The organism is Proteus sp. CA142267, from assembly GCF_003336825.1.
Classification (GTDB): Bacteria; Pseudomonadota; Gammaproteobacteria; order Enterobacterales; family Enterobacteriaceae; genus Proteus; species Proteus terrae.
The window spans coordinates 170953-195196 of the sequence record NZ_QPMG01000001.1 but is presented as its reverse complement, the minus strand read 5'-3'; the positions used below and the strand labels follow the sequence as shown (position 1 = coordinate 195196).

Below are 24244 nucleotides of genomic sequence, written 5' to 3'. Positions count from 1 at the left end.
GTTATCCAATTTTCTTGTCTGAGCGGGATGATTGCGTGCTGTCTTGCCCACTGTGTGCGAGTGCCGGTGCGATTTGCCCAGCATCAGGATTAACTTCATCGAACATAAACCAGTCTCGATACTTTCTAAATTGTGGGTGCTTAAAGAATTTCATTGCCGATTCTAAAGACATTTTAGCTTTTCCACTTTCATAACCATGATAAGTAACATAATTAATACCAACCAAATCAGCCGCTTGTTTAACATTTAGTCTTTCTGATTCACGTATCAGTTTTAGTTTTTCGTTATCGTACATTGACATTATATAAGAGATCTCTTATTTTATAAGAAAGTTGATACCTCCTTGCCGTGAGGCAAAGAGTCCGAAAGCGCTATAAAGCGCCTGACATAAGAGGGTAGCAGATGAGAGAGAAAATCGTAAGTCTGTCAGATGGCGTGACTGAGGAAAAATTTGCTGAATTAATCGGTAAGCCGGCGAGTGCAGTTGCTGATATGCGCAAAGCAGGAAAGTTACCCATTATTCAAATGAAAAGACCAGGTTCAAGTAGAGCCGAAAACTATGTCTATCTGCCTGCATGGAATAACGGTTTAAAGATGGCTTATGAATCTTTACCAAAAGAGATGCGTGACGGTTGGTTAGTGTGGTTAGGGCTGAAATCATGATACGACAAATAACTGAGCATAGTTTTCTGTATCGTGGCTTTACGATTATTAAGTTACCACGAAAAGCAATGAATCCAGTTACTCGTTATCACGTTTGGTTAGATGATCAGTCATTCGGTAAGTTTGATGCAATGGCTGAGGCGGTTAAATATATTGATGGGTTAAGGAAAGCTAAAAATGAAAAATAATTCAATCGTTAAGAATACACAAAATGGGGTATATATTTGTATTGAAGATAAATATTCACCAATAAATAGTATTGTTTTTGAATTATCACAACTGATACATTTCATTCCAGTTAATAATATTGGTAATACAGTTTTAATTTCTGTAAGTGGAATGGCTGACTTTAGTCCAAGTATTCCGTTTGCAAAATTTTTAAGTTTTTTTCGTTATATCATTGAGCAAAGTCAGAAACTAAATAGCCACTCACATTTATTTACGATAACAATAAATAAAGATTTGTCTTGTGAATGGCAATGTTAGTTAATTAAAAATATTTACGGCGTGCAGATGGATGTAAATCACCAATATCAAATTTAGAAGAGAATTCTTTTGAAAAATGCATATTGGGAATTAATACGCCAGCAGAATCGACAATAGGGGATGAAATGATTTCATTTTTAAATATTTCAGCTTTTAAGCGAGCTGTCTCATATGAAGGAAGATGCGTTTCTTGCTTTATAACTAAGTTAGTTATGCCGTTGAAATCAGAGAGTGCGATCCAGTGCCAACCATTGGATGTTTCTTCAAATTTAAAATATATCAGGCTCTTATCGTCACAGACATCTAAATCAGCTTGCTCAGTATATAAAATAGTTTCTTCTAAATTATCAATGGATTCCATTCTAGAAGAAAAAGCTGGACTAGCTATTTTTAAATCATTATATACCAGCTCCCAATAAGAGCTTTGTTTAATTGCATTAACATAAAATTTCATTGGATTTCCTTTTTTGCAATGGTTTTTATGCCTGTTTCCTGTCAAGAAATTGCAGGCATAAAAAATATACCATACACCATGTTTCCGATCATGGATAAAAAATCGGTTCAAACGATTTAATTAGATTATCAATATTTAGAAATTAAATAATGACCTTTATCGGTCAGGGCTTTTTATTACCTAAAAATGAGGTTTTAAAATGAGAAATATTCCAGAACCTATATTTACACCTGTGGCTGAAAATATAAAAGCAAATAGAGAAGATGAACGTAAATCATTAATAAATCATTTTGCCGATCGCCAGCGTCAATTAGCCGACAAAGTATTAATAGATAAATTAGATTACGCGCAGGTTCATCAGTTATTAATTGATGAGGCAGATAAATTGGAGTCAGAAGCAGGAGAACTTAATTATGTCTGATGCAGTTGATCGTGCCAATGAATATGCAGAGCTAGTGCTGGAACAGAATATTCAAGCAACGAGAAAGGCAATAAAGAGTGTATCGGCGTTTGAATGTGAGAATTGTGATCATCCAATACCTCAAGCCCGTCGCCAAGCAGTCATAGGCTGCACATTATGTATTGATTGCCAAATATTGCTTGAGCTAAAAGAAAAACATTATCACAGCATATGAGAATCATTTTCTATAAGTAAATAAAAAGCACACAACCTGCGGGATAGGCAGTTATTGTGTGCTCTAAGGTTATCTCATGAAATCATACCATATTCAGGCGTTATTGCCTCGTCTTATACACGACTTTCAATTCAAAGAGCAAAATGGTTATTTGCGTCAAGGTATTTGCCCAAGCTGTAAGAAAAAAGAGTTATTTACTTCCATTGAAATGCCGTTTGTATTGCGTTGTGGCCGTGAGAATAAATGTGGTGCTGAATTGATCGTAAAAGAAATTTATCCCGATATATTTGACGATTGGTCAACTCATTACCCTAAGACACAGCAAGCACCCAATGCGGCAGCAGATGCCTATTTACAGCACGCTAGAGGGTTGAATATTGAGCCATTAAAGGGGCTTTATTCCGAGTCTAGTTATCATGCTAATGGTTTAGGTGCTGCAACAGTTAAATTTGCGTTACCAGAGGGCGCATATTGGGAACGTATTATTGATAGACCATCAAGATTTGATCGTAAAGCTAACTTTTTTGGTTCTTATAAAGGGCATTGGTGGTCATTACCTCAACAAGATTTAACACAAGCTAAAGAGATTTGGCTTACTGAAGGTATTTTTGATGCGCTAAGTCTTATTCAAAATGGTATGGCAGCGGTTTCACTGATGACTTGCCATAATTATCCTGAAATTGCTTTGGCCAAGTTAAAAATAGAAATTGGTAGCAATAAAAAACCGTTATTGATTTGGGCATTAGATAATGGCGCAGCTGGCGAACGGGCTATGAGAAAGTTTGTGGCGCGTAGTCATGAGGAAGGTTGGAAAGCCACTGCCGCCAGACCAGCAGAAGTTGATAATGGGAACGATTGGAATGACTTGCACATGAAAGGCAAGTTAACTGAACGAGATATGGCTCGTTATCGTTATTATGGGAAGTTGCTGTTAGCTTCTACTGCGTTTGAAAAAGCACGTTTAATGTTTAATTGGACGGAGCGTTCAGAGTTTGATTTTCAACATGATAACCGTTTGTTTTGGTTTAAGTTAGATATCGACAAAATGATGAAGACGATTGAGCGTATTCATGATGCAGAGCCTGATTTAGATGAAGATGAAGCCAGACAAAAAGCCGTTAAAGAGTCTGGCACCGTAATTGAAATAGCCAACTGTTACCCCACGCCATTATATTTCCAAAAATCGGTAGAGACCGATGAATCATGGTATTACATCCGTGTTGATTTTCCTCGACAGCCACAAGTTAAAGCGACTTTTACCGCCTCACAATTAACAAGTGCCAGTGAATTTAAAAAGCGTTTATTACATGTGGCAAAAGGGGCGGTTTATACAGGTACAACTTTACAATTAGATCGTATTTGCAAACAGGCATTGCCTGATATCAAAGAGGTGATCACTCAAAATTATGTGGGATATAACAAAGAATATGGTGTATATGTATTTAATGATGTGGCAATACAAGATGGTAAGTGTTTTACGCTGAATGAGGAAGATTATTTTTCTTTAAATAAACTCGATATTAAGACGTTAAGCCTTAGTCCATCATTATCTATTAATACGGATTTTAGTGAATTTGATACCAGTTGGTTAGGCTCTCTTTGGGAGGCTTTTGGTGTAAAAGGCTATGTCGTATTAGCGTTTTGGGTGGGTTCTCTTTTTGCTGAACAAATACGAAAAACACATAAGAGCTATCCTTTTTTAGAGATTTGCGGTGAACCAGGTTCAGGTAAAAGTACATTAATTGAATTTTTATGGCGCTTATGTGGTCGTGCTGATTATGAGGGGTTTGATGCATCAAAATCGAGTGTTGCAGCTCGAGGGCGTAATTTTTCACAAATTAGTAATTTACCGGTGTGCTTAATTGAAAGTGATCGCGTACAAGATAACGCAAAACTAAAAGCGTTTGATTGGGAAGAGTTGAAATCTTTGTACAACGGACGTGCGACTCGTTCATTAGGCGTAAAAAACAGTGGTAATGAGACTTACGAGCCGTTATTTAAAGGCAGTATTGTGATTGCACAGAATGCCGAGATTAATGCCTCACGAGCTATTTTAGAGAGGATTATTCATCTTTATACTGATAAGGCTGAGCAAAGCGTAGAAACCCGTTATGCTGCCATTGCTCTTGAGCGTTATCCTATTGAGAAACTTTCAGGTTTTTTACCTAAAGTATTAATGAAAGAAGCTGCAATATTAAAACAATACAATGAGCGTGTAGATGATTTGCAGGCGCAGTTATTTGCGGATAAGACGATTAACCATGAGCGGATAGCCAAGAACCATGCACAGTTAATCGCATTATTGGAAACATTAGCATTGGTATTGCCAGTAAAAGACGCACATATCCGACAAACGCGTAACTTTATTATTGAGTTAGCTAAACAACGTGTTCAAGCCATTCAGTTGGATCAACCGCCAGTTATGGAATTTTGGGATATGTTTGATTATCTACAAGATAATGAGCCATTTGGTGTTAATCATAGTATTGAACAGGGCGTTTATGCAGTGAATTTCAACCATATTGCGCAGGTTGCCAGTGAACACAGGCAATCAATGTTATTAAATACGGATATTAAAAACTTACTAAAAGCAGGACGTATGCGTAAGTTTGTGGGTATTAAGACCGTGAGGAGTGTAGTAAACAGTCAATTTAATAATTCACTTGCGATAGGGAGTGCGCTAAAAAGACCTGAAGTAATTAAGTGTTGGGTATTTCAGGAAAACAGCGAGAGTTAGTTTCTCCTTTCATTCATCTAAAGGCTGCCGATGTGCAGCCTTTCTTTTATCTATAGAGAATCATCAAGTAATTATCATAATTACCAAGAACAACAAAATAGAGAAGATATAAATATTTGTACAATAAATATGCATTGTTTAATCTCTTTTATATAAATAGAGAATTTGTGGGAGGGGTTCGGAAAGCGGTTACAATGGTTACAAAATTAAAGTTGGTTTATATCATATTGATTAAACGTAGAAATATAGAGATTAGGAAAGGTTACAAATGGGTTACTTTGTAGTTACGTGTAACCGTTTAAAGAGGTTACAAATTAAAAATATAACTTATTGTTTTATAAGGATGTAACTTTTTAACCTTTGTTTTGTAACCCGTTGTAACCTGTAAAAAGTTACAACGGGGTTGTTTATAATCAGTGGGTTAGATGTTGTTTTGGTAGTGTGTAACCGATGTAACCGGTTTCCGAGAGGGGGACTAAAGTAATATAAAAATTTTTGTTAATACTATGTATTAGTAGATTAGTAAAAATATTTTATATGAAGTTAGTATAGTGATTTATTTTAATTTAAATACTTTATAATGCTGCGATAACTAGCCGACTATTGACAGAGGTATTGAGAACTATATGAAAGTAGAAGTTGCTTTACAAAAGTCATCTTCAGCAAAGGAAAGAGGTGATCTACTTGAGTCTCTAGCTGAAACATTACTTATGGCACAGTCATATGAAGTGATAAAGGAAATCAGGTTTACGGCAGTAGAACTTGATTTACTATGTCGACATAAAATTAGTGGGAAAGAAATATATGTGGAATGTAAAGCGTATAGAGATAAAAATATTGATGCTAATATTTTAAAAAATCTTGCTGGAACTCTTGTTTTTAAAGATTATGATGAAGCATGGTTAATATGTACAAGTGAGTATGGTAAAGAAGCTAAGGGTTTTATCGAAGAATGGAAAAAAAAGCCTAAAGAACAATCAACAAAGCTTAGTTTTTATGAACCAAATCACATAGTAAATTCACTTGTAAGTTCTGGAGTTATAAAAAAACAACCTGATGATTTAGCTACAAATTACATGGGAAGCCCAAACTTAATCGGAGAATGGGTATTACTTATAACAAAATATGGGCTTTTCTGGGTTACAGCTATTTTAGCCGGGGGACTTCCTTCAGGTGTATTATGTTACTACGCTAAAAACAATGAACTAGTTGAAGATTTGGAGCTTTTAAATGAATTAGCTGATACAGATACATCTTTAAATAACTTAGATTTTAAATTACCTAAAAGTCCCAAATCAAAAGTTTATGACGTAGAGGCTAATAAGTTAGTAAGCGTTGTTGAAGTTCAAACTGGTGAAGCATGGAGTGATTATCGTCCTGCAAGACCAGAAGACTTTGTTGGTAGAATAAAAGAAATTAATGAAATTTTTGAATTTTTTAAAAAAGTAAAAGAAGAAAAAACGAATACTAGAATTTTTGCTATTACAGGAAATTCTGGTATGGGAAAAAGTTCACTAATTGCAAAATTGAAAAATAAAGCGAGTAATTATCAAAATAAAAATAAGTATTATATATTTCCTGTTGATATTAGAGCCGCTACAGGTTCAGAGTATATATATTCGTCTCTGCTAACTGCATTGAAAAGTGCACAAAATAAAGGTTTTGGAGACCAAAGTATTCAATTAGTACTTTCCGATGTTAGCAATCCATTAAATTCAGAATCAATTCAATCTTATTTAGAGTCATTAAAATTAAAAAATCAATTAATCACACTAGTATTTGATCAATTTGAAGAGTTATATTCTAAACCAGAGCTTTATGAAGTGTTTGATAAGGCTAAAGCATTATTGCTGAATGCGGCTGCAATTAAATTAAATTTTTGTTTAGGTTTTGCTTGGAAAACAGATAGTAATACTCAGAGTGAACATCCTGCATATTTCTTTTGGCATCAGTTATCTGATTATCGCATAACAAAAAAATTAGCTCCATTTTCTGATCGTGAGTCAAACTCAGTAATAAACTTACTTGAAAAAGAAATAAAAGATAAACTACATAATGATTTACGGCATAATCTTGTAGCTAGTAGCCAAGGCTATCCATGGTTATTAAAAAAACTCTGTATTCACTTATATGATAAAATCCAAAATGGTATAAATCAAACAGAACTATTAGAAAATAAGCTTGATGTTGCTAGTTTATTTAAAGAAGATATGGAATCATTAAATCCAGCAGAATATAGTTGTTTGAAATTGATCGCCCAACGAGCCCCTGTTGATTGGTTTGAGATTATTGAAATTTCAGGTCCTGATACTATAAGCTCTTTGATAAATAGACGATTGATTATAAAAAGTGGGGATCGATTGAATGTGTATTGGGATATTTTTAGAGAGTATATTTTAACGGGAACTGTTCCTATCATATCACTCAGATATCTTCCATCCACAGATTTTTCTTCTTTGTATAAAGTTTTAAAATGTTTAAATCATAATTCAAAATTATCTGTGCAAGATTTAGTGGCTAAAACAAAATGGTCGGAAGGGACAATTCAAAATATTGGTTCAGATATGATCATGTTTGGAGTGGCCATTAGAGAAAGTGGTTTATATTCATTGAGTGAAGATGTGACCGTTTGCAATGAAATAGATATTTTAAAGATCATAAGAGATAAGTTTTCTAGGCATGCTTTTACCCTTGCTATGAAAGATAAAGCTACGCACTCAGTTGCTAATGCAAATGCTTTGATTGAGTTATTAAAACAGTTATATCCTGATAATAAATATGCTGAAAAAACATGGCGAGCTTATACTATTAGACTTTGTAGATGGTTAGAATTATGCGGTTTTATTGAACCATCTAGTTATGGTTGGTTTTATAAAGATCAAGGTAAAGTCGTTACAGAACGAATAAATTCAGAACGAAAACGTAGAAAAGGTAATATATTTACGGCTCCAGCATCTCCAGAACTTACATTGGAAGCTTTAAACTGGCTTATTGAAAAAGGTTCAATAAATAGAAATAGTGAGAAACCGAAAGGGTATCGAAACGCACTAATGGTATTAAAACGATTTGAGTTAATTTATGTTGAGAATGGTAAATATCAAGTTGACAATGAGAGGCTTGAAAAATTTTCTGAAAAAAGAGAAGTACTTTGGGTTAGCGCCAGTACTGAGCAAACACTTTTAGATGTAATAAAATTATTTGAAATAGCCCCTCAATTGTCAGGAAAAGAAATTGGTCAGTTTATTTCTGATAAATATGATCTATATTGGACTGAAGCATCAAAAATTAGAAACGGAGGCGCCCTTAGAAAATGGGCTTTATGGTTATCTAAAGGTAAGAATAATGCTGATGTTCCTATATTTACAAGTAAAAAATAAACATTAGAACGGACTAGTGTACGTTTAACACGAACATTGTGTTAAACGTATCTTTATAAAAATACTTAGTGAGTAAAAAGGAATAAATTTGCACAATTTCCTTTCAAATAGATTCCTTACCTAAGCCCATACCTAGCTTATATTCAACCAACCGCACGCCTGCATAAAAACCGATACATTTAGTGCGCGGGCGTGGCGGGGTCACGATTGCGTTTTGAGGGGGTTAAAAACATTATCCCTCGCAAATTTCCAGCTCGCAGAGCGATTAAAACAAGAAAAAGACATCTGAATACCAAATAAATTACATGCGCTTAAAATGGATTGTAGGCGCATTTAATACAGGTTTGAGAGGGTGAAAATTAGGCGGATTCGCCTTATCAGGGTGTAAACGGTATAATAGAATTGGGTCACTATTATTATTAGTCAGACCGATACTTATACCTTACAGGTAAAAAAATACCGCCAGTGTCGGCGGTATTGTTCTTTGTGCGGTGATGTTACTCATCATCCAATGTGTACTTATCAAACTTAATCACTTCTTCACCTAGCCAATCATTAATCTGTAATATCTTGCTTTGCAGTGGCGCCAACTCATTACGAAAGAAAACCTTTGCCGCTTTTTCTACGTCACCAAAGCCACCGGTATTCTGTGGAATGATCCCCATCATTTGAGGCGGTACGCGGTGTGCTGCTAACATATCGTCACGGCTAACATTCTTGATATTAAGAAATTCATCTTTGGCCGCAATCTCACTTAGCGGAATAACTTGTACGCCGTCTTTCTTGCCATTCGGTGCGTGGATAAACAAGTTACGGAAATTGCCGGGACCTTTTGAGTTTTGCATTGCTTTACGGATTTTATCAATATCACTTTGGTTTTGTGATGCGTCACTGACGTATAAAATAAATCCGGCATGGCTACCATTGCGATAATACTTAAGGCGGAACAGAGTAGCCGCTTCATTAAGTAACACTGACATGGTGGACGCCAGATATTCCGGCAAGCCGTATAACTCTTGATTTAAATCGGGTTCATATAACTGAAACACGCTACCGGGTTTAAACTCATAAGGTTGTGAGTCATAGCCGTAACGCACAAACCAATAACTATCATCGGCAACACCACGGCGGGTATATTTGGCAAGGGAGGGTGTGAGCTTTAATAAATTACCCGCCATGTTATTACGACGTTCAAGATAGGCATTACCAAAAGTTAAGAAGTCGAGCGCAAACCGGCTAAAGTCTAACTTAGAGAGAAAACGGTTAGGTTGGAAGGTACTCACTAAGATATTACGTTTCACATAAATCGCACTGCTATGATGAGTCGCCGCACGAAACAGTTTTGATAACCCATCAAAGCTAATCGGTGGCTCATACCAATTATCAATTTGCGCACACTCCAGATAATCAAAAATTTCTCGTTTATCTAATACCGGAACGGGATCACCAAAGGTAAAGGCTTCCATGCTGTTATTGGCGGTTGCCGTTTGTTGTGCTTTAAAACTTTTTTTATTTTTACGGCTCATCAATAAATCTCCACAATGTTATTACTGTTCTCGGTGGTGCCAGTTAATGGTTCGTTGAATAGGGCGTGCATCGTTGCCCATGCAAGGTCAGCATGTCCGCTTTCTTCACTGCGTGAGGCTTCATAAGTAGGGCGGTTACCGCTTCCGGTGGTGGTACGACGAATGGAAGTAAAAGACTGAATGATATCAACGCACTGTGCGTCGAACTCTAAACGCCCGTGACTAATCACATCATAGGCTTTAATGACTAAGGCATTTTTGACATTCGGGTTATAAATAAACTCACGCGCAGCAGGAAAAAACTGAATGACATTCTGATAAACACCATGACCCAAACCAGTGGTATCAATGCCCATATATTCAACATAGAAACGTTCAGTGATTTTTTTAATGGCGTCAGCTTGCGCGCGAAAATCCATACCACGCCATTGATGGCGTTCTAATATGCGGAATTTCCCTCCTGGTACTTTAGGCGGAGCGATAACCACACAACCGGCACTATCACCATTTTCACCACCTTTGCTTGGGTCATAACCTACCCAAACCGGATCATAACCGTAAGGGCGTAGCGCTAATGGTTGAATGTCATCCCACACCTCCCAACTGTCCACCATGCAATTTTGCATCATGTTAAAGTTGAATAGGGATTCGATATCATCCATAAAGTGACACATTAACAGGTTGTTATATTCGTCTGGGCTATACTCTTTTTTGAGTTGCTCTAAATCGAATAAATCACAACCGCCCCGTAACGCATCTTCAATATTGACGATTTGTCGCCATTGTCCATCCTCACATAAACGCCCATTCACTAACGCTTCATGTGAGATATCAATATCAACTCTGTCTTCTTTTTTGCGTCCGCGGTTATACAGTTTGCCCGACCAAAAGGGGTACGCTTCATGGCTCATGGTTGACGGTGTTGAAAAGTAGGTTTGTCGCCAATGTTTTTGTATGGCCATACCCGAAGTGACTTTGCGTAACTCCTGAAATTTAGGTATCCAAAAGGTTTCATCAAGATATAAATTACCATGATAACTTTGTGCTGTGCGGGCATTGGTGCCAAGAAAATAGAGCGTTGCACCGTTACTTAACATCAGCGGGTCACCTTTTAACTCAACATCAACCTCCAATGCCATTTTGATAATGTATTCACGGAACATATAGGCTTGCGCTTTACTGGCGGAGAGGAAAACCTGATTACGTCCGGTGGTCAGGGCATCAATAAAGGCTTCTCGCGCAAAGTAGAATGTTGCGCCGATTTGACGGGATTTTAAAATATTGCGGATGCGGTGATGACCGGCGCGATACCACACCTTTTGATATTCAAACAACGTATCACGAAAGATATCTTCCAGTTTTTCAACTTGTTCTTCTGAAAAGAAATTTTTCTCTGGCTGACGGCGTTCGCCTTTGTTTCGGTTAGCAATCTTAGGGTTAAGGTCTGTTTCATTACCGCCGTTTTGATATTTTCTGATCCGCGCCATGCGTTCAAGTTGACGCCCTAACAAGTCGATTTCTTTAAAATCTTTGCCTTCTTTGCTCTCTTTTAAAATCAGATTGCAATAACGTGCTTCAACGGTTAACTCTGCGCGCTCGGTAGGGTTAATTTCATCCCAATTATCACGACGTTTCCAACTGTGAATAGTGGACGCCTTTTCGCCGAGCGATTCCGCTATGCGAGCAATGCGATAACCTGAAAAATACAGGTGCATTGCTTTTTTTCGGTTATCAAATGTTTCTGTAATAGCCATTGCACAATCACTGTTTCTTGCTTAAGTTACGGCGAGTCTATCAACCGTCTGGAACGGATCCGCTGGCTTCCTTTTGTGCCATTCCTCAAACAAGCCTTATTCATTGTTTAACGCCCCTTTTAACCGACAACATACAGACCAACGAATAAACGGCAGTCTGGAGTAGTGCATGTCGAAGAAATCAAAACCGGTTCGTCTTTGTGTTGAAGGGGCGACAACGGACGGGCGTCGAGTTGACCGTGAATGGTTAACCCAAATTGCGAAAAACTTTGATCCCGCGGTTTATGGTGCGCGAGTTAATATCGATCACTATAACTATTCATGGGCACCACGCTTTGGTGATGTGGAATCGGTGTATACCGAGGAAATCAAAGAAGGGGCGCTGGCGGGTAAGTTGGCATTATATGGTGTGATCAATCCGACACCTGATTTAATTGAACTCAATAAAAAACGTCAAAAAGTTTATACCTCTGTCGAAATTAATCCGAGTTTTTCAGATACCGGCGAAGCCTATCTGGTCGGTCTTGCTGTGACCGATAACCCTGCCAGTTTAGGCACTGAAATGTTGCAATTTAGTGCCAATGCACAAAGTAGCCCGCTTTCAGAGCGCAAACAAAGCAAAGATAACGTCTTTACTGCTGCAGAAGAAACGCATCTTGAATTTACTGACGAAAAACCTGAAAACGATAAGCCGGGTCTTTTTAGCGTTATTAAAGAGATGTTTTCTAAAAAGCAACACAGTGATGATGCGCGATTTACCGATGTGCATCAGGCGGTAGAGTTGTGCGCGCAAGAAGTACAAACCCTTTCAACAGAAGTGACCGCATTAAAAAACGCAGACCAAAGCGAAGCGGTAAAAGCACTTACGCAACAACTCACGGAATTAAAAAACCAATTTGAAAATACAGACGCCTCGTTCTCACATCGCCCGCCGGCAACGGGTGGCGAAAATAACGGCGAAGTGCTGACGGATTGCTAAGGTAACTAACAAACCATGAAAAAAGAAACTCGTTTTAAATTTAATGCGTATATGACGCAACTCGGTAAAATTTACGGTGTTAGCGCCCAAGAGTTTAGTGATACCAAAGTACCGATTGAACCGTCTGCTGCTCAAAAATTAGAAACTACGATCCAACAATCGGCGGAGTTTTTAACGCACATTAATATTGTGCCAGTTGATGACCAAGTGGGTGAAGCTATTGGTTTAGGTATCGGTTCGACTATTGCAGGAACCACTGACACAACAGCAAAAGACCGTGAAACAAGCGATCCGATTAAGCTGACAAAGAACAGCTATCTTTGCCAGAAAACCAATTACGACACCCATCTGGATTATTCAAAAATTGATATGTGGGCGAAGTTTACCGACTTTCAAACCCGTATCCGTGATGCGATTATCCGCCGTCAGGCATTAGACCGCATTATGATTGGTTTTAATGGTACGCACCGTGCCGATAACTCTGATCGTAAAAAATATCCCTTACTGCAAGATGTGAATTCAGGTTGGTTACAGAAAGTCCGTGAGCGTGCGCCTGAACATGTGATGGGCAGTATTACGAAAGACGGTACAACAACAGCTGAACCGGTTTATGTTGGTGAAGGGCGTGCGTATCAAAATTTCGATGCGTTAGTCCAAGACACCATTGATAAGGCAATTGATCCAGAATATCAGGACGATACGGGGCTTGTTGTAATTTGCGGGCGTAAATTGTTAGCAGATAAATACTTCCCATTGGTCAATAAAGACCAAAACAACAGCGAAAAACTGGCGGCGGATACCATTATCAGTCAGAAACGTATCGGTGGTTTACCAGCTGTACGTGCGCCGTTCTTCCCTGATAATGCCTTTTTTATTACTCGTCTTGATAACTTGTCGATTTATTTCCTTGAGGATTCTCGTCGTCGCCAAGTGCTGGATAATGCAAAACGCGATCGCATCGAAAACTACGAGTCAGTGAATGAAGATTTCGTGGTTGAAGATTTCCGCGGTGTGGCATTGGTTGAAAATATTGTTTGCAAAGATGCCGAAGAAACACCACCCGAAACCACTGACGGTACAGACAACAGCGCAGTAACAGAAGAAGCATCGGCTGAAAATAAAAAGGCGAAATAATGGCGTTATCTCCGTGGGAAAAACACCGCATGAGCCTAAGCGCGCAACAGTCCACCCAATTGGGTGGGCATGTGAGTCGCAACACGAAAGGCTATCACATGATGCTGTTACGTCTTGCGACAGATAAAAAAGAGCTAAAACATTTTCAGTCACGCGAACGCAAAGAAGCTTATAAACGCAAGATATTAGCCAATTATCAACCGTGGGTTGATGGGGCGCTGTCCGGTGGCAGTGGTGTGCAAGATGATGTCTTAATGACCATCTTGCTTTGGAAAATTGATGCGGGTGATTATGAGGGGGCGTTAGATATTGCCGTTTATGCATTAGCTAATCGTTTAGTGATCCCCGGTGTTAACCGCACCACGGGCACCGTGATTGCAGAAGAAATTGCCGATTCAGCCATGCGAGCGTATGCCGTGAAATCACCGGTATCTTTAGCAACGTTAGAGCGTACACGCGCCCTTACTGATGATGAAGATATGCCCGATGAAGTGAGAGCAAAACTCTATAAAATCTTAGGGTTAGTGCTACGCGATAATAATCGACCACAAGAAAGCTACTGCGTATTAAGTCGAGCCTTAGAGTTAAATATTAATGTCGGAATAAAAACCGAATTAAAACAACTTGATAAAGTGCTAAAAGCCCAGCGTGACGCTGAAAAAGCATTGTGACACCACGTCAGGGCGGCACGGAAAAAGCCACTCGCTTTCTTTCGTCCACCGCCCACCTATTTTAAGGTTTTCTTATGGATTATGTTTCTGCTAACCCTGTGCCACAAAAAGACGAAACCATTAAAAATAATGGCTTTTTTCCTGATATTCAAACTCGTGATTTTCAATTGCAAACTCGCGTCGATGGCACAGTGACTCCAGAACGACTGAAAAGCACGTTACTGAACGCCATGATTGAAGTGAATCGCGAGTTGTATCAGTGGCGCATTGGTCAATCTGCGAAAACATTAAAAGACGTGCCCGCTGAACAAATTAATGGTGAAAGTGAACTGATGATTTTATATCAGCGCGCGGTGTTCTGTTTTGCAAAAGCCAGTTTAATCGAACGTTATCGCGATATTGATACTACCGCACAAGGTAATAAAAAAGCCGACACCATGACGCCAGTAATTGATGAAGTGTGGCGTGATGGTCAATGGGCTTTACAACGTATCAAAGGGGAAACCCATAACACGGTGGAGCTTATCTAATGCGGATCTACACCCAACAAGGGGATACCGTAGATGATATTTGTTGGCGTTACTTTGGTCAGTCATCCGGCATGATTGAGCAATTGTTAGAAGCTAATCCGGGGCTGGTTGAATGGGGGGCAATATTACCCACCGGCACCGCGATTGAGTTACCTGATACGCCCAAACAACACAGCACCACACCGATTTTACAACTTTGGGATTAACCCCTTTAAGGGGGAAGGTATGAAGAAGATGCCCTATAAAGATCCAAGTAATATTAATTGGTTTACCGCCTTAATAATTGCCGGCATGGCGGTTTTTGGTGGTATTGCCAGTTATGCCAATAAAATAGTGAAAGGGGAGCCGTTCCGCTTTGCCATTTTACTTGCACAAATCGTTGTCTCCATGTTTTCAGGGGCATTGATTTTATTCGGTGCAAGTTATTTTCAGTGGCAACCTGAGATTGCCGGCGGTATAGCGGGCATGGCGGGTTGGATGGGGTCTGCATTTATTAGCGCAGTCGGAAAGTTATTCTTAAGGAAGGTTGCCGGTGAGTAAATTTATCTTCAGTCAGCGCAGTGAAAATAACCTTATTGGTGTTAACCCGCTATTAGTAAAAATTGCTTATCGTGCATTAGCCATTTCTACGGTGGACTTTGCGGTGACAGAAGGTGTCCGCACACTTAAAAAGCAAAAAGAAAACGTTAAAAAGGGCGTTTCCAAAACATTAAACAGCCGTCATTTAACAGGGGATGCGATTGATATTTTACCTTCTGCGATTAAACCGGGGATGGAATGGCAAGCACATTTTTTTGAGCCGGTCTTAATGGCGTTTAAACAAGCCGCAGAGGAAGAAGGGGTGATATTACGTTTTGGTAAAAACTGGAAAAGTGATCCCAGCTTACCCATTGAAACTCGTTTCCCTGATTACCCTCATATCGAGATCCCACGATGAAAATGAACGTACTGCTTATTATTGTCGCGGGTGTGATGGGCTTGCTACTGATATTTAAGTTTGATGCCTTGCTCACTGAGAATAGCCAGCTTAAGGGTGACAACCTCGCCCTTAAACAAAATGTTATCAGTCATCAAGACGCTATTGAACGCTATCAGAAAGAACTTACCCGTTTATCCGAACTGGATAAACAACACACAAAGGCGCTAACCGATGAAAAAAATAATATTAGCCGGCTTAATGATGAGTTGCACAATAATACTAAGCGGGTGTACATCAAAGCCGATTGCCCCAACCCCGATAATCACACCACCGCCACCGCCGGCATGGGTGATGCAACCTCCGCACGACTTACCGAAACAGCTCAACAAGATTATTTACGTCTCCTCGAAATGATGGCGGAGAATAAGGCACAAACAGAATATTTAATTGATTATACAAACCGATTATTACAATACATCAATGAGTTAAACCATGAAAAAGCCTGCAAACCTACGTGATACTTTAATTAAAAAGGTCGCTTATTTAGGCGAAAATCCCGATAGGCTATACACCTTTATTGATGGTGGGGCGATTGTGGCAACGGGTGCAAGCAGTCAATCTTATGAGTATCAATACAATCTCAATATTATTATTGATGATTATCCCGGAGACCAAGATGTGTTAATGGCGGTGATCATTGGTTGGATTGAACAACACCAGCCTGATATTTTCCTCAATCCCGATAAACGCCAAAGCCATTTTACCTTTGATGCCTTTATTGATAGCAACCAAACCGCCAGTATTAGCATTGATTTAAAGCTGACTGAGCGTGTCCTCGTTAATGTGCAAGCGGGTAAATTGGTTGTCGGTGCAGTTGAAGAGCCGACTGATCCGTTTGAGAGTTGGGAGAGTGTGGCTCATGAACGCCGATGATTTCAGCCCGTTAACCCAAGCATTAGCCGCCATGTTGGCAAAAGCATCACCCAATGAACGTAAAAAATTAGCCCGTGAAATTGCCCGTGATTTACGCAAAAGCAATTTACAACGTATTCGTGCGCAAAAAAATCCCGATGGAACCGCATTCACCAAACGCAAAGCCTCAACGGTTACCGTATTGCGAGGAATGAAATTTGTCTGGAAAGGACAACCCCGCAGTTTAAAAAATTGGCGATTGCGTAAAACGAAAAAAGGTGAGGTGATCACCGGTTACGATTTGGAAAAGAAAGCCGAACGCAGTTTTTATAAGCGCGATATTCTGCGTTTTATTGAAGTAAAAAAAGACAAAATCAGCACCGCAAAACCCAATAAACAGACTCGCATGTTTAAGCGTCTAGCCACCGCCCGTTATTTGCGAATGTCAGCAAATGATAAAGGTGTGGATCTCTTCTTTGCCCCTCAAGTTGCGGGCATTGCTGCCGTGCATCATTACGGTTTAAAAGAGCGTGTGCGGGGTAAGTCATTAGAAATTCAATACCCTGAACGAAAGCTATTAGGCTTTTCACCGGCGGATATTAAACATATCGAAAATCAATTACTGACATTCCTCACAAATCACTAAGTCAAACTGGAATAAATTTTTCTTATCCTTATATTGATAAATGTTTCTAATTAATAAAGGGTGATAAATGATGTCTATTGAAAAATTTAATGCTAATGTTCAATACGATGATTACAAAGGTACAACGGCTGCTGATAAACAAGATATTAATGATGTTTATAAATACTTGGAAAAGAAGCAACAAAGAAATAAAAATGAGTTTATCGTGGGTATTTCTTTATACGCACATGATCTAGCTTTAAATCCTGCCTATGAGTTATCTGTTAGATTTTTTTTATCCGATTTACAAGGTGAAAGTGATGTTCCAACACTAATAAAATCAAAAAATCCATTGAGTGTAAAAGAAGTAAAGATTGATATGTCATATAGGGAGTTTTTCCAATTATTTAAACGATTTAATTTAACCTTATCTCCTAAAGCTTTATTAGAAAATAAAGAGATTGATATTATTTAATACAAAAATGGCTCTTTAATAATAAGAGCCATTTTTTGTATTCCTTTCCCGTTAATTGTCCTGTCTTTGAAACAATCCCAACCCCGTGAATTTTTTTATTTCCCGTTGCACATTGCGAGTATGAATATCGCAGAACTTATCCGAAAAATACAAAACTTGATCCGTACTGGCGTTGTGATTGATGTCAGCGCAGAAAAAGGGTGTCGAGTTAAAACGGGCGACAATGAAACCGACTGGCGCCCGTGGCTTACTGCACGTGCTGGTAATTCGCGTTCATGGTGGGCGCCCAGTATTGGCGAACAAGTGTTATTACTTTCTATTGGTGGTGACTTAACTACCTCGTTTGTGTTACCGGCAATATTTAGTGACGATTTTTCAGAGCCATCAAGCTCATTAACCGCCCATCGTCATGAGTATGAAGATTGTGCCGTGATTGAATATGAGCCAGCAACCGGGGCGCTAACGGTTACAGGAATTAAAACTGCCGTGATTGAAGCCAACGAGTCGGTCACGGTCACATCCCCCGACATTACGTGTGTCGCGACAAGCAAAATCACCCTTGATACACCTACTGTTATTTGCACCAACAACTTAACCACGGGATCACTGACAGTACAAAAAGGTGGCACGATGACTGGCAATATTACCCATAGTGGCGGACAAATGTCCTCTAATGGCGTGGTGGTCTCAACCCACACACACGGTGGTGTGCGTACCGGTGACGGTAATTCAGGACTACCGCAATGAACTATCTCGGCATGAATGCACAAACCGGTGAACGCATTACCGATATTGAGCACGTTCGCCAGTCGGTGAGAGATATTTTTAACACCCCCATTGGTAGCCGATTGATGCGCCGTGAATATGGCAGTTTGCTTGCCGATTTAATTGACGGCCCTGTTAACGCCAAGATGCGATTGCAATTAATGTCGGCGTGTTACACCGCAGTTTATCGTTGGGAGCCACGTATTGTGATGACTGCCATTGATATTCATAGCCAACACGAACAGGTGATTGTGGATATCACCGGCTATTACGCCCATAACCAACAACCGATTAATTTCTCTCTACCGGTGAAATAACATGCCTACGATTAACTTAAGCCAATTAACACCGCCCGATGTGATTGAGTCATTAGATGCAGAACAATTATTACGTGAACGCAAAACGGCGTTGATTGCCTCGATGCCCGTCCATTTACGTGATGCGGTGGCTAACACGTTATCGTTAGAGTCTGAACCGTTAACCAAACTGTTAGAAGAAAACGTCTATCGTGAGTTGCTATTACGCCAGCGTATCAATGAGTCCGCGCGTGCGGTGATGGTGGCGTATGCGAAAGGGGCAGATTTAGACCAATTAGCCGCAAATTATAATTTATCGCGTTTAGAGTTACGTCCCGCCAATAACAACACTATTCCGCCCACACCGGCAATTTTAGAGTCTGATGATGATTTGCGTTTACGCATTCCCGCCGCTTTTGAGGGGCTAAGTGTTGCGGGGCCGGTGGGCAGTTATGAATTTCATGCCCGTAGTGCCGATGGTCGGGTGTCGGATGTGTCCGCGATCAGTCCAACACCGGCAAATGTCACTATTTCCGTGTTATCTCGTGAGGGTGACGGCACTGCATCGGAAGAATTACTGCGCATTGTTGAACACGCGTTAAATGATGAAGATGTGCGACCGGTTGCTGACCGCATCAAAGTGCAATCCGCCAAAATTATTCCCTATCAAATTGATGCGACGTTATTTCTCTTTCCGGGGCCTGAGTCGGAGCCGATACGCAAAGAAGCTAATCGACGTCTGACGCAATACATCACAGAGCAACACCGCTTAGGGCGTGATATACGTCTGTCAGCGATTTATGCCGCGTTGCATGTGGAAGGAGTACAACGTGTGGAATTAAAACAACCCACTAAAGACGTGGTACTGGATAAAACTCAAGCCTCGTATTGCACCCAAAGCACCTTAACGATAGGTGGCTCGGATGAATAGTTTATTACCGTCAGGCAGTAGCCCATTAGAAAAGGCGGCCGCCATTGCCTGCCAATCCTTGCAAACGTTGCCCGTGCCTTTACGCCAATTATGGAATGCCAGCACATGCCCCGTTGATTTATTGCCGTATCTGGCATGGGCATGGTCGGTTGATCGATGGGATGAAAACTGGTCAGAGCCTGTTAAGCGTCAAGTAGTACGGGATTCGATGTTTATTCACCGCCACAAGGGCACCATTGGCGCACTTAAGCGTGTGGTTGAGCCATTAGGTTACATCATCAAAGTCACTGAATGGTGGCAAACCGGCGATCCGCCGGGCACATTTCGCCTTGATGTGGGCGTGCAAGAAAACGGTATTACCCAAGAAATCTATGATGAATTAGAGCGTTTGATTGCCGATGCACGCCCTGTTAGTCGGCATCTCTTAGGGTTATCCATCAACCTTGATTCACAAGGTGAGTTTTATCTTTCTGCCGCGACGTTTAGCGGTGATGAGTTAACGGTTTACCCGTATTTTGCAGAAGAAATTACCGTGTCTGGTGCGCCATTAACGGCGGTCGGAGTACATATTATTGATAAAGTTGAGGTCGCACATGAGCGCTAAATTTTTCGCCTTATTAACGGTGATTGGTGCCAATAAATTGGCAAAAGCCACCGCATTAGGCACCACCTTAAAAATTACCCAAATGGCCGTGGGTGACGGTGGCGGAATATTACCAACACCCGATACACAACAAACTAAACTCGTCGGTGAAAAACGCCGTGCGGGATTAAATACCTTATTTGTTGATCCGAAAAACAACAGTCAGATTATTGCTGAACAAGTGATCCCTGAAAATGAGGGGGGTTACTGGATACGTGAGATTGGTTTATTTGATGATGAGGGCAGTTTAATTGCCGTAGGTAATTGTCCTGAAACCTATAAGCCACAATTGCAAGAGGGAAGCGGGCGAACACAGACTATCCGAATGATATTAACCGTTAGTCATACCGAATCCGTTGAGTTAAAGGTTGATCCCTCGGTGATATTGGCGACTCGTGAATTTGTTAATGATGCCATTGAAAGTGCCTCAAAACAGACAATGGCAGAGGTAGCTAAGATTTATGCCACTAAAACCGAATTAAGTACGGGTTTAAGTAAGGTACAAGGATCAGCGGATGATGCTAACACGAACGCTAATAGTCGCGTACCTAGTACCCGTAAAGTTAATAATAAACCCCTGAGTGCAGACATTACTTTAACGGCGGGTGATGTAGGTGCTGCAACACCGGCACAAGTGAATGAAGCAAAGACGGCCGCAGGCAATGCACAGACTGCGGCTAATAATGCTAACACTAATGCCAATAGTCGAGTGCCTAATTCGCGTAAAGTGAACAATAAACCATTGAGTGCAGACATTACTTTAACGGCGGGTGATGTGGGCGCAGCGACGCCAGCACAAGTTAACGAAGCCAAAACCGCCGCAGGCAATGCACAGACTGCGGCTAATAATGCTAACACTAATGCCAATAGTCGAGTGCCTAATTCGCGTAAAGTGAACAATAAACCATTGAGTGCAGACATTATTTTAACGGCGGGCGATGTGGGTGCTGCGACGCCAGCACAAGTTAACGAAGCCAAAACCGCCGCAAGCAATGCACAGACTGTGGCTAATAATGCCAACACTAACGCTAATGGTCGAGTGCCTAACACGCGTAAAGTGAATGGCAAACCACTAAGTGCTGATATTAGTTTAACTGCCGGTGATGTAGGTGCTGCAACACCGGCACAAGTGAATGAGGCAAAGGCTGCCGCCAATAATGCCAACACTAATGCCAATGGGCGAGTGCCTAACACGCGTAAAGTGAATGGTAAACCACTAAGTGCTGATATTAATTTAACTGCGGGTGATGTGGGGGCTTTAACACAAACACAGGGTGATGTGCGATATCAAAAAAAAGGAACAGGTCAGAACTTTAGAAAAATTTGGTCTGGGGATAATTGGACAAAAGGTGGCACAATCACTGTTTCGGAAGATGTACGAGGAAAAACTATTTATATTAAGGGTACAGGTTATCTTGGCGGGGGAATACAAGTACCGAATCAAATTAATATAGGTATTGTTATTAATTGGTATAAAGAATTCCATCTCTTTGTCGTGACGTCTTCAGATGGGAAAAATTTACGTTGTGATGATTCATCGTGGGGAATAAAGGAGATCTGGTTACAAGATTGAGTCGTGTTGTATCACCCCTCAAACAATCCCGCTTTCGTGCAATTTTCTCACTAATTTTTCATGCTACACGGACACAGTTATAGGAGTCCGTGAGCATGGCACAAGATTATCATCACGGTGCGCGCGTTATTGAAATTAACGAAGGCACCCGCACAATTCGCACTATCAGCACCGCTATTGTTGGCGTGGTTTGCACCGCTGATGATGCGGACGAAAAAACCTTTCCTTTAAACAAACCCGTCTTACTCACCGATGTGTCACAGGCTATCGGTAAAGCAGGGAAAACCGGCACCTTAGCCAGCACGTTAAAGGCGATTACAGATCAGGCTGAACCCATCACTGTTGTGGTGCGTGTAGAACAAGGTGAAAGTGAAGCGGAAACCACCACTAATATTATCGGTGGCACCACCGAAGAAGGGCTAAAAACAGGGTTGCAAGCGCTGTTAGCATCACAAACCCAACACGGTATTAAGCCTCGCATTATTGGCGTGCCCGGTCACGATACTTTAGCCGTTGCCAATGAGATTGCGGTGATTTGTCAAAAACTCCGCGCCTTTGGCTATGTGTCTGCTTATGACTGTAAAAATATCAGCGAAGCAATCAAGTACCGTGACAACTTTGGTCAGCGTGAATTGATGGTGATTTTCCCTGATTTTACGTCATGGGATAGCACAACTAATAGCGAGACGACGGCTTACGCCACGGCGCGTGCGTTAGGTCTGCGTGCCAAGTTAGACAATGATATTGGCTGGCATAAAACGCTGTCCAATATCACCGTTAACGGTGTGACGGGCATTTCTAAGGATATCTATTGGGATTTACAAGACCCCGCTACTGATGCCGGTTTGCTGAATGAAAAAGGGGTGACGACACTTATCCGCCGTGATGGTTTTCGTTTTTGGGGTTCGCGTACCTGTTCGGATGATCCGCTGTTTGCCTTTGAATCTTATACCCGTAGCGCACAAGTCCTTGCTGACACCATGGCTGAAGGGCAAATGTGGGCGATTGATAAACCGTTAACGCCATCTTTAGCGCGGGATATCGTTGAAACCATCAACGCAAAATTACGTTCACTGGTCAGTCAGGGCTATTTGTTAGGCGGTGAATGTTGGTATGACCCGACATCAAATAGCAAAGAAGAACTTAAAGCCGGCAAGCTCACACTGGATTATGACTATACGCCAGTGCCACCAATGGAAAATCTGATGTTACGTCAGCGTATTACCGATAAATACCTGATGGATTTCGGTAACAAAATCAAGGGGTAAATCATGGCGTTACCACGCAAGCTAAAGAATTTTAATTTATTTATGAATGGTGCCAATTATGTGGGCGTTGCAGAAGAACTCACATTACCCAAAATCACCCGCAAGTTAGAAGCCTATCGCGGGGGCGGTATGAATGGTTCGGTGCAAATTGATATGGGCCTTGATGACGGTGCGCTTGATAGTGAGTTTACTCTCGGTGGTGCTGATATTGACGTTTACCGCCAATGGGGCGCATCCACTATTGATGCGGTTCAATTGCGTTTATGTGGTGCTTATCAGCGTGATGATACGGGGGAAATATTAGCCGTTGAAGTGGTTCTGCGTGGTCGTTATAGCGAAATCGATCCGGGTAACTGGAAATCGGGCGATAACACACAAACCAAAGTCACCGTAAAACCCACTTACTACAAGTTAGTGATGGACGGTCAAGAAATCATTGAGATTGATATCGTCAATATGGTGGAAAAAGTGGACGGTAAAGACCTGTTACAAGCACAGCGTGATGCGCTGGGGCTTTAATTAAATGCGGAAAGAGAACATGAAAGAGCCAATCGAAGAACAAAACAAAGAGCAAATTGAGTGGGTTGTTGTGAATGGTGACCAAGCCACGGTGACATTAGAACAACCGATTATGCGCGGTGAAACCAAAATCGACAAAGTGACCGTACTTAAACCCAATTCAGGGGCATTACGCGGTGTGCGATTACAGCCGTTAATGGATATGGATGTTGATAGCATGATGCAGGTGCTACCGCGTATCACCATGCCGACGCTGACAAAGCAAGATGTGCTGTCTTTAGCCGCGGGCGACTTGGTAAACCTGAGTGTGCAGGTGGTCAATTTTTTATTACCGAAGTCGGTTATGCCCGATTCCCAAGCGAATTAACCACC

At 40.7% G+C, this 24244-nt stretch carries 30 protein-coding genes; 26 read left to right on the top strand and 4 right to left on the bottom strand.

Annotation, left to right across the window (positions count from 1 at the left end; all coding sequences use genetic code 11):
• Position 1: 1 nt before the first annotated feature.
• Positions 2-301 (bottom strand): helix-turn-helix transcriptional regulator, encoded by a 300-nt coding sequence (locus C0T34_RS00925; RefSeq protein ID WP_109849560.1) that lies wholly within the window; start codon positions 299-301, stop codon positions 2-4.
• Positions 302-402: 101 nt separating this feature from the next.
• Here C0T34_RS00925 and C0T34_RS00920 point away from each other — a divergent pair, with 101 nt between their 5' ends.
• Genes C0T34_RS00920 through C0T34_RS00910 form a run of 3 tightly spaced genes read left to right on the top strand, consistent with a single transcriptional unit; the run spans position 403 to position 1149 of the window.
• Positions 403-663, top strand: a complete 261-nt coding sequence (locus C0T34_RS00920; RefSeq protein WP_099432912.1) for a Cox family DNA-binding protein — start codon at positions 403-405, stop codon at positions 661-663.
• Complete coding sequence (locus C0T34_RS00915; RefSeq protein ID WP_109849559.1) at positions 660-851, top strand: hypothetical protein; 192 nt, start codon at positions 660-662, stop codon at positions 849-851. The genes C0T34_RS00920 and C0T34_RS00915 overlap by 4 nt, the downstream gene beginning before the upstream one ends.
• Complete coding sequence (locus tag C0T34_RS00910; protein WP_109849558.1) at positions 841-1149, top strand: hypothetical protein; 309 nt, start codon at positions 841-843, stop codon at positions 1147-1149. Before C0T34_RS00915 ends, C0T34_RS00910 begins: the two co-directional genes overlap by 11 nt.
• Positions 1150-1153: 4 nt before the next feature.
• Here C0T34_RS00910 and C0T34_RS00905 read toward each other — a convergent pair whose 3' ends face one another.
• Complete coding sequence (locus tag C0T34_RS00905) at positions 1154-1603, bottom strand: hypothetical protein (protein WP_109849557.1); 450 nt, start codon at positions 1601-1603, stop codon at positions 1154-1156.
• Between the two features lie 199 nt (positions 1604-1802).
• On the opposite strand from C0T34_RS00905, the gene C0T34_RS00900 reads away from it, so the two are divergent.
• The 4 genes from C0T34_RS00900 (at position 1803) to C0T34_RS00885 (ending at position 8352) form a co-directional block, all read left to right on the top strand.
• Complete coding sequence (locus tag C0T34_RS00900) at positions 1803-2024, top strand: hypothetical protein (protein WP_109849556.1); 222 nt, start codon at positions 1803-1805, stop codon at positions 2022-2024.
• On the top strand, positions 2017-2238 hold the full coding sequence (locus C0T34_RS00895; RefSeq protein WP_066745392.1) for a TraR/DksA family transcriptional regulator: 222 nt from the start codon (positions 2017-2019) through the stop codon (positions 2236-2238). The genes C0T34_RS00900 and C0T34_RS00895 overlap by 8 nt, the downstream gene beginning before the upstream one ends.
• Positions 2239-2314: 76 nt before the next feature.
• Positions 2315-4975, top strand: a complete 2661-nt coding sequence (locus C0T34_RS00890) for a toprim domain-containing protein (protein ID WP_109849555.1) — start codon at positions 2315-2317, stop codon at positions 4973-4975.
• Between the two features lie 626 nt (positions 4976-5601).
• Complete coding sequence (locus C0T34_RS00885) at positions 5602-8352, top strand: restriction endonuclease (RefSeq protein ID WP_109849554.1); 2751 nt, start codon at positions 5602-5604, stop codon at positions 8350-8352.
• 497 nt (positions 8353-8849) lie between these two features.
• On the opposite strand, the gene C0T34_RS00880 is transcribed toward C0T34_RS00885, so the two are convergent.
• A complete protein-coding gene (locus C0T34_RS00880) occupies positions 8850-9878 on the bottom strand; it encodes a phage portal protein (protein ID WP_109849553.1) in 1029 nt (342 codons plus the stop codon).
• Positions 9878-11632 carry a terminase ATPase subunit family protein gene (locus tag C0T34_RS00875; RefSeq protein WP_109849552.1) on the bottom strand — a complete coding sequence of 585 codons (1755 nt, stop codon included), beginning with the start codon at positions 11630-11632 and terminating at the stop codon, positions 9878-9880. The genes C0T34_RS00880 and C0T34_RS00875 overlap by 1 nt, the downstream gene beginning before the upstream one ends.
• 169 nt (positions 11633-11801) lie before the next feature.
• On the opposite strand from C0T34_RS00875, the gene C0T34_RS00870 reads away from it, so the two are divergent.
• From C0T34_RS00870 to C0T34_RS00780, 19 genes are all read left to right on the top strand, one after another.
• Positions 11802-12611 carry a GPO family capsid scaffolding protein gene (locus C0T34_RS00870; protein ID WP_109849551.1) on the top strand — a complete coding sequence of 270 codons (810 nt, stop codon included), beginning with the start codon at positions 11802-11804 and terminating at the stop codon, positions 12609-12611.
• A 15-nt stretch (positions 12612-12626) separates the two neighbouring features.
• Positions 12627-13745: a phage major capsid protein, P2 family gene (locus tag C0T34_RS00865; protein WP_109849550.1), complete on the top strand. Its 1119-nt coding sequence runs from the start codon at positions 12627-12629 to the stop codon at positions 13743-13745.
• Positions 13745-14416 carry a phage terminase small subunit gene (gene gpM / locus C0T34_RS00860; RefSeq protein WP_109849549.1) on the top strand — a complete coding sequence of 224 codons (672 nt, stop codon included), beginning with the start codon at positions 13745-13747 and terminating at the stop codon, positions 14414-14416. Before C0T34_RS00865 ends, gpM begins: the two co-directional genes overlap by 1 nt.
• A gap of 74 nt (positions 14417-14490) precedes the next feature.
• Positions 14491-14946, top strand: coding sequence for a head completion/stabilization protein (locus C0T34_RS00855; protein WP_071233981.1), 456 nt, complete (start codon positions 14491-14493; stop codon positions 14944-14946).
• Positions 14946-15152: a tail protein X gene (locus tag C0T34_RS00850; protein ID WP_109849548.1), complete on the top strand. Its 207-nt coding sequence runs from the start codon at positions 14946-14948 to the stop codon at positions 15150-15152. The genes C0T34_RS00855 and C0T34_RS00850 overlap by 1 nt, the downstream gene beginning before the upstream one ends.
• Positions 15153-15171: 19 nt before the next feature.
• On the top strand, positions 15172-15486 hold the full coding sequence (locus C0T34_RS00845; protein WP_109849547.1) for a phage holin family protein: 315 nt from the start codon (positions 15172-15174) through the stop codon (positions 15484-15486).
• Entirely contained in the window at positions 15473-15883 is a 411-nt protein-coding gene (locus tag C0T34_RS00840; RefSeq protein WP_204100972.1) for a M15 family metallopeptidase, read from the top strand. Before C0T34_RS00845 ends, C0T34_RS00840 begins: the two co-directional genes overlap by 14 nt.
• Complete coding sequence (locus tag C0T34_RS00835; protein WP_109849545.1) at positions 15880-16383, top strand: lysis protein; 504 nt, start codon at positions 15880-15882, stop codon at positions 16381-16383. The genes C0T34_RS00840 and C0T34_RS00835 overlap by 4 nt, the downstream gene beginning before the upstream one ends.
• The gene (locus tag C0T34_RS00830) at positions 16358-16798 is read left to right on the top strand and encodes a phage tail protein (RefSeq protein ID WP_071233985.1); all 441 of its coding nucleotides are present in this window, start codon (positions 16358-16360) and stop codon (positions 16796-16798) included. The genes C0T34_RS00835 and C0T34_RS00830 overlap by 26 nt, the downstream gene beginning before the upstream one ends.
• Entirely contained in the window at positions 16785-17423 is a 639-nt protein-coding gene (locus tag C0T34_RS00825) for a phage virion morphogenesis protein (protein ID WP_109849544.1), read from the top strand. Before C0T34_RS00830 ends, C0T34_RS00825 begins: the two co-directional genes overlap by 14 nt.
• A gap of 67 nt (positions 17424-17490) precedes the next feature.
• On the top strand, positions 17491-17877 hold the full coding sequence (locus C0T34_RS00820) for a hypothetical protein (protein WP_109849543.1): 387 nt from the start codon (positions 17491-17493) through the stop codon (positions 17875-17877).
• Positions 17878-17997: 120 nt separating this feature from the next.
• The gene (locus tag C0T34_RS00815) at positions 17998-18624 is read left to right on the top strand and encodes a phage baseplate assembly protein V (RefSeq protein WP_109849542.1); all 627 of its coding nucleotides are present in this window, start codon (positions 17998-18000) and stop codon (positions 18622-18624) included.
• Positions 18621-18959, top strand: a complete 339-nt coding sequence (locus tag C0T34_RS00810; protein WP_109849541.1) for a GPW/gp25 family protein — start codon at positions 18621-18623, stop codon at positions 18957-18959. The genes C0T34_RS00815 and C0T34_RS00810 overlap by 4 nt, the downstream gene beginning before the upstream one ends.
• Position 18960: 1 nt before the next feature.
• Positions 18961-19869, top strand: a complete 909-nt coding sequence (locus C0T34_RS00805) for a baseplate assembly protein (RefSeq protein WP_109849540.1) — start codon at positions 18961-18963, stop codon at positions 19867-19869.
• Positions 19862-20473: a phage tail protein I gene (locus C0T34_RS00800; RefSeq protein WP_109849539.1), complete on the top strand. Its 612-nt coding sequence runs from the start codon at positions 19862-19864 to the stop codon at positions 20471-20473. Before C0T34_RS00805 ends, C0T34_RS00800 begins: the two co-directional genes overlap by 8 nt.
• Entirely contained in the window at positions 20463-22085 is a 1623-nt protein-coding gene (locus C0T34_RS00795) for a phage tail protein (protein ID WP_109849538.1), read from the top strand. The genes C0T34_RS00800 and C0T34_RS00795 overlap by 11 nt, the downstream gene beginning before the upstream one ends.
• 95 nt (positions 22086-22180) lie before the next feature.
• Positions 22181-23353: a phage tail sheath protein gene (locus tag C0T34_RS00790; protein ID WP_109849537.1), complete on the top strand. Its 1173-nt coding sequence runs from the start codon at positions 22181-22183 to the stop codon at positions 23351-23353.
• Between the two features lie 3 nt (positions 23354-23356).
• Positions 23357-23872, top strand: a complete 516-nt coding sequence (locus tag C0T34_RS00785; protein ID WP_109849536.1) for a phage major tail tube protein — start codon at positions 23357-23359, stop codon at positions 23870-23872.
• Between the two features lie 4 nt (positions 23873-23876).
• Positions 23877-24239, top strand: a complete 363-nt coding sequence (locus C0T34_RS00780; RefSeq protein ID WP_239450311.1) for a phage tail assembly protein — start codon at positions 23877-23879, stop codon at positions 24237-24239.
• The last annotated feature ends 5 nt before the right edge of the window (positions 24240-24244 follow it).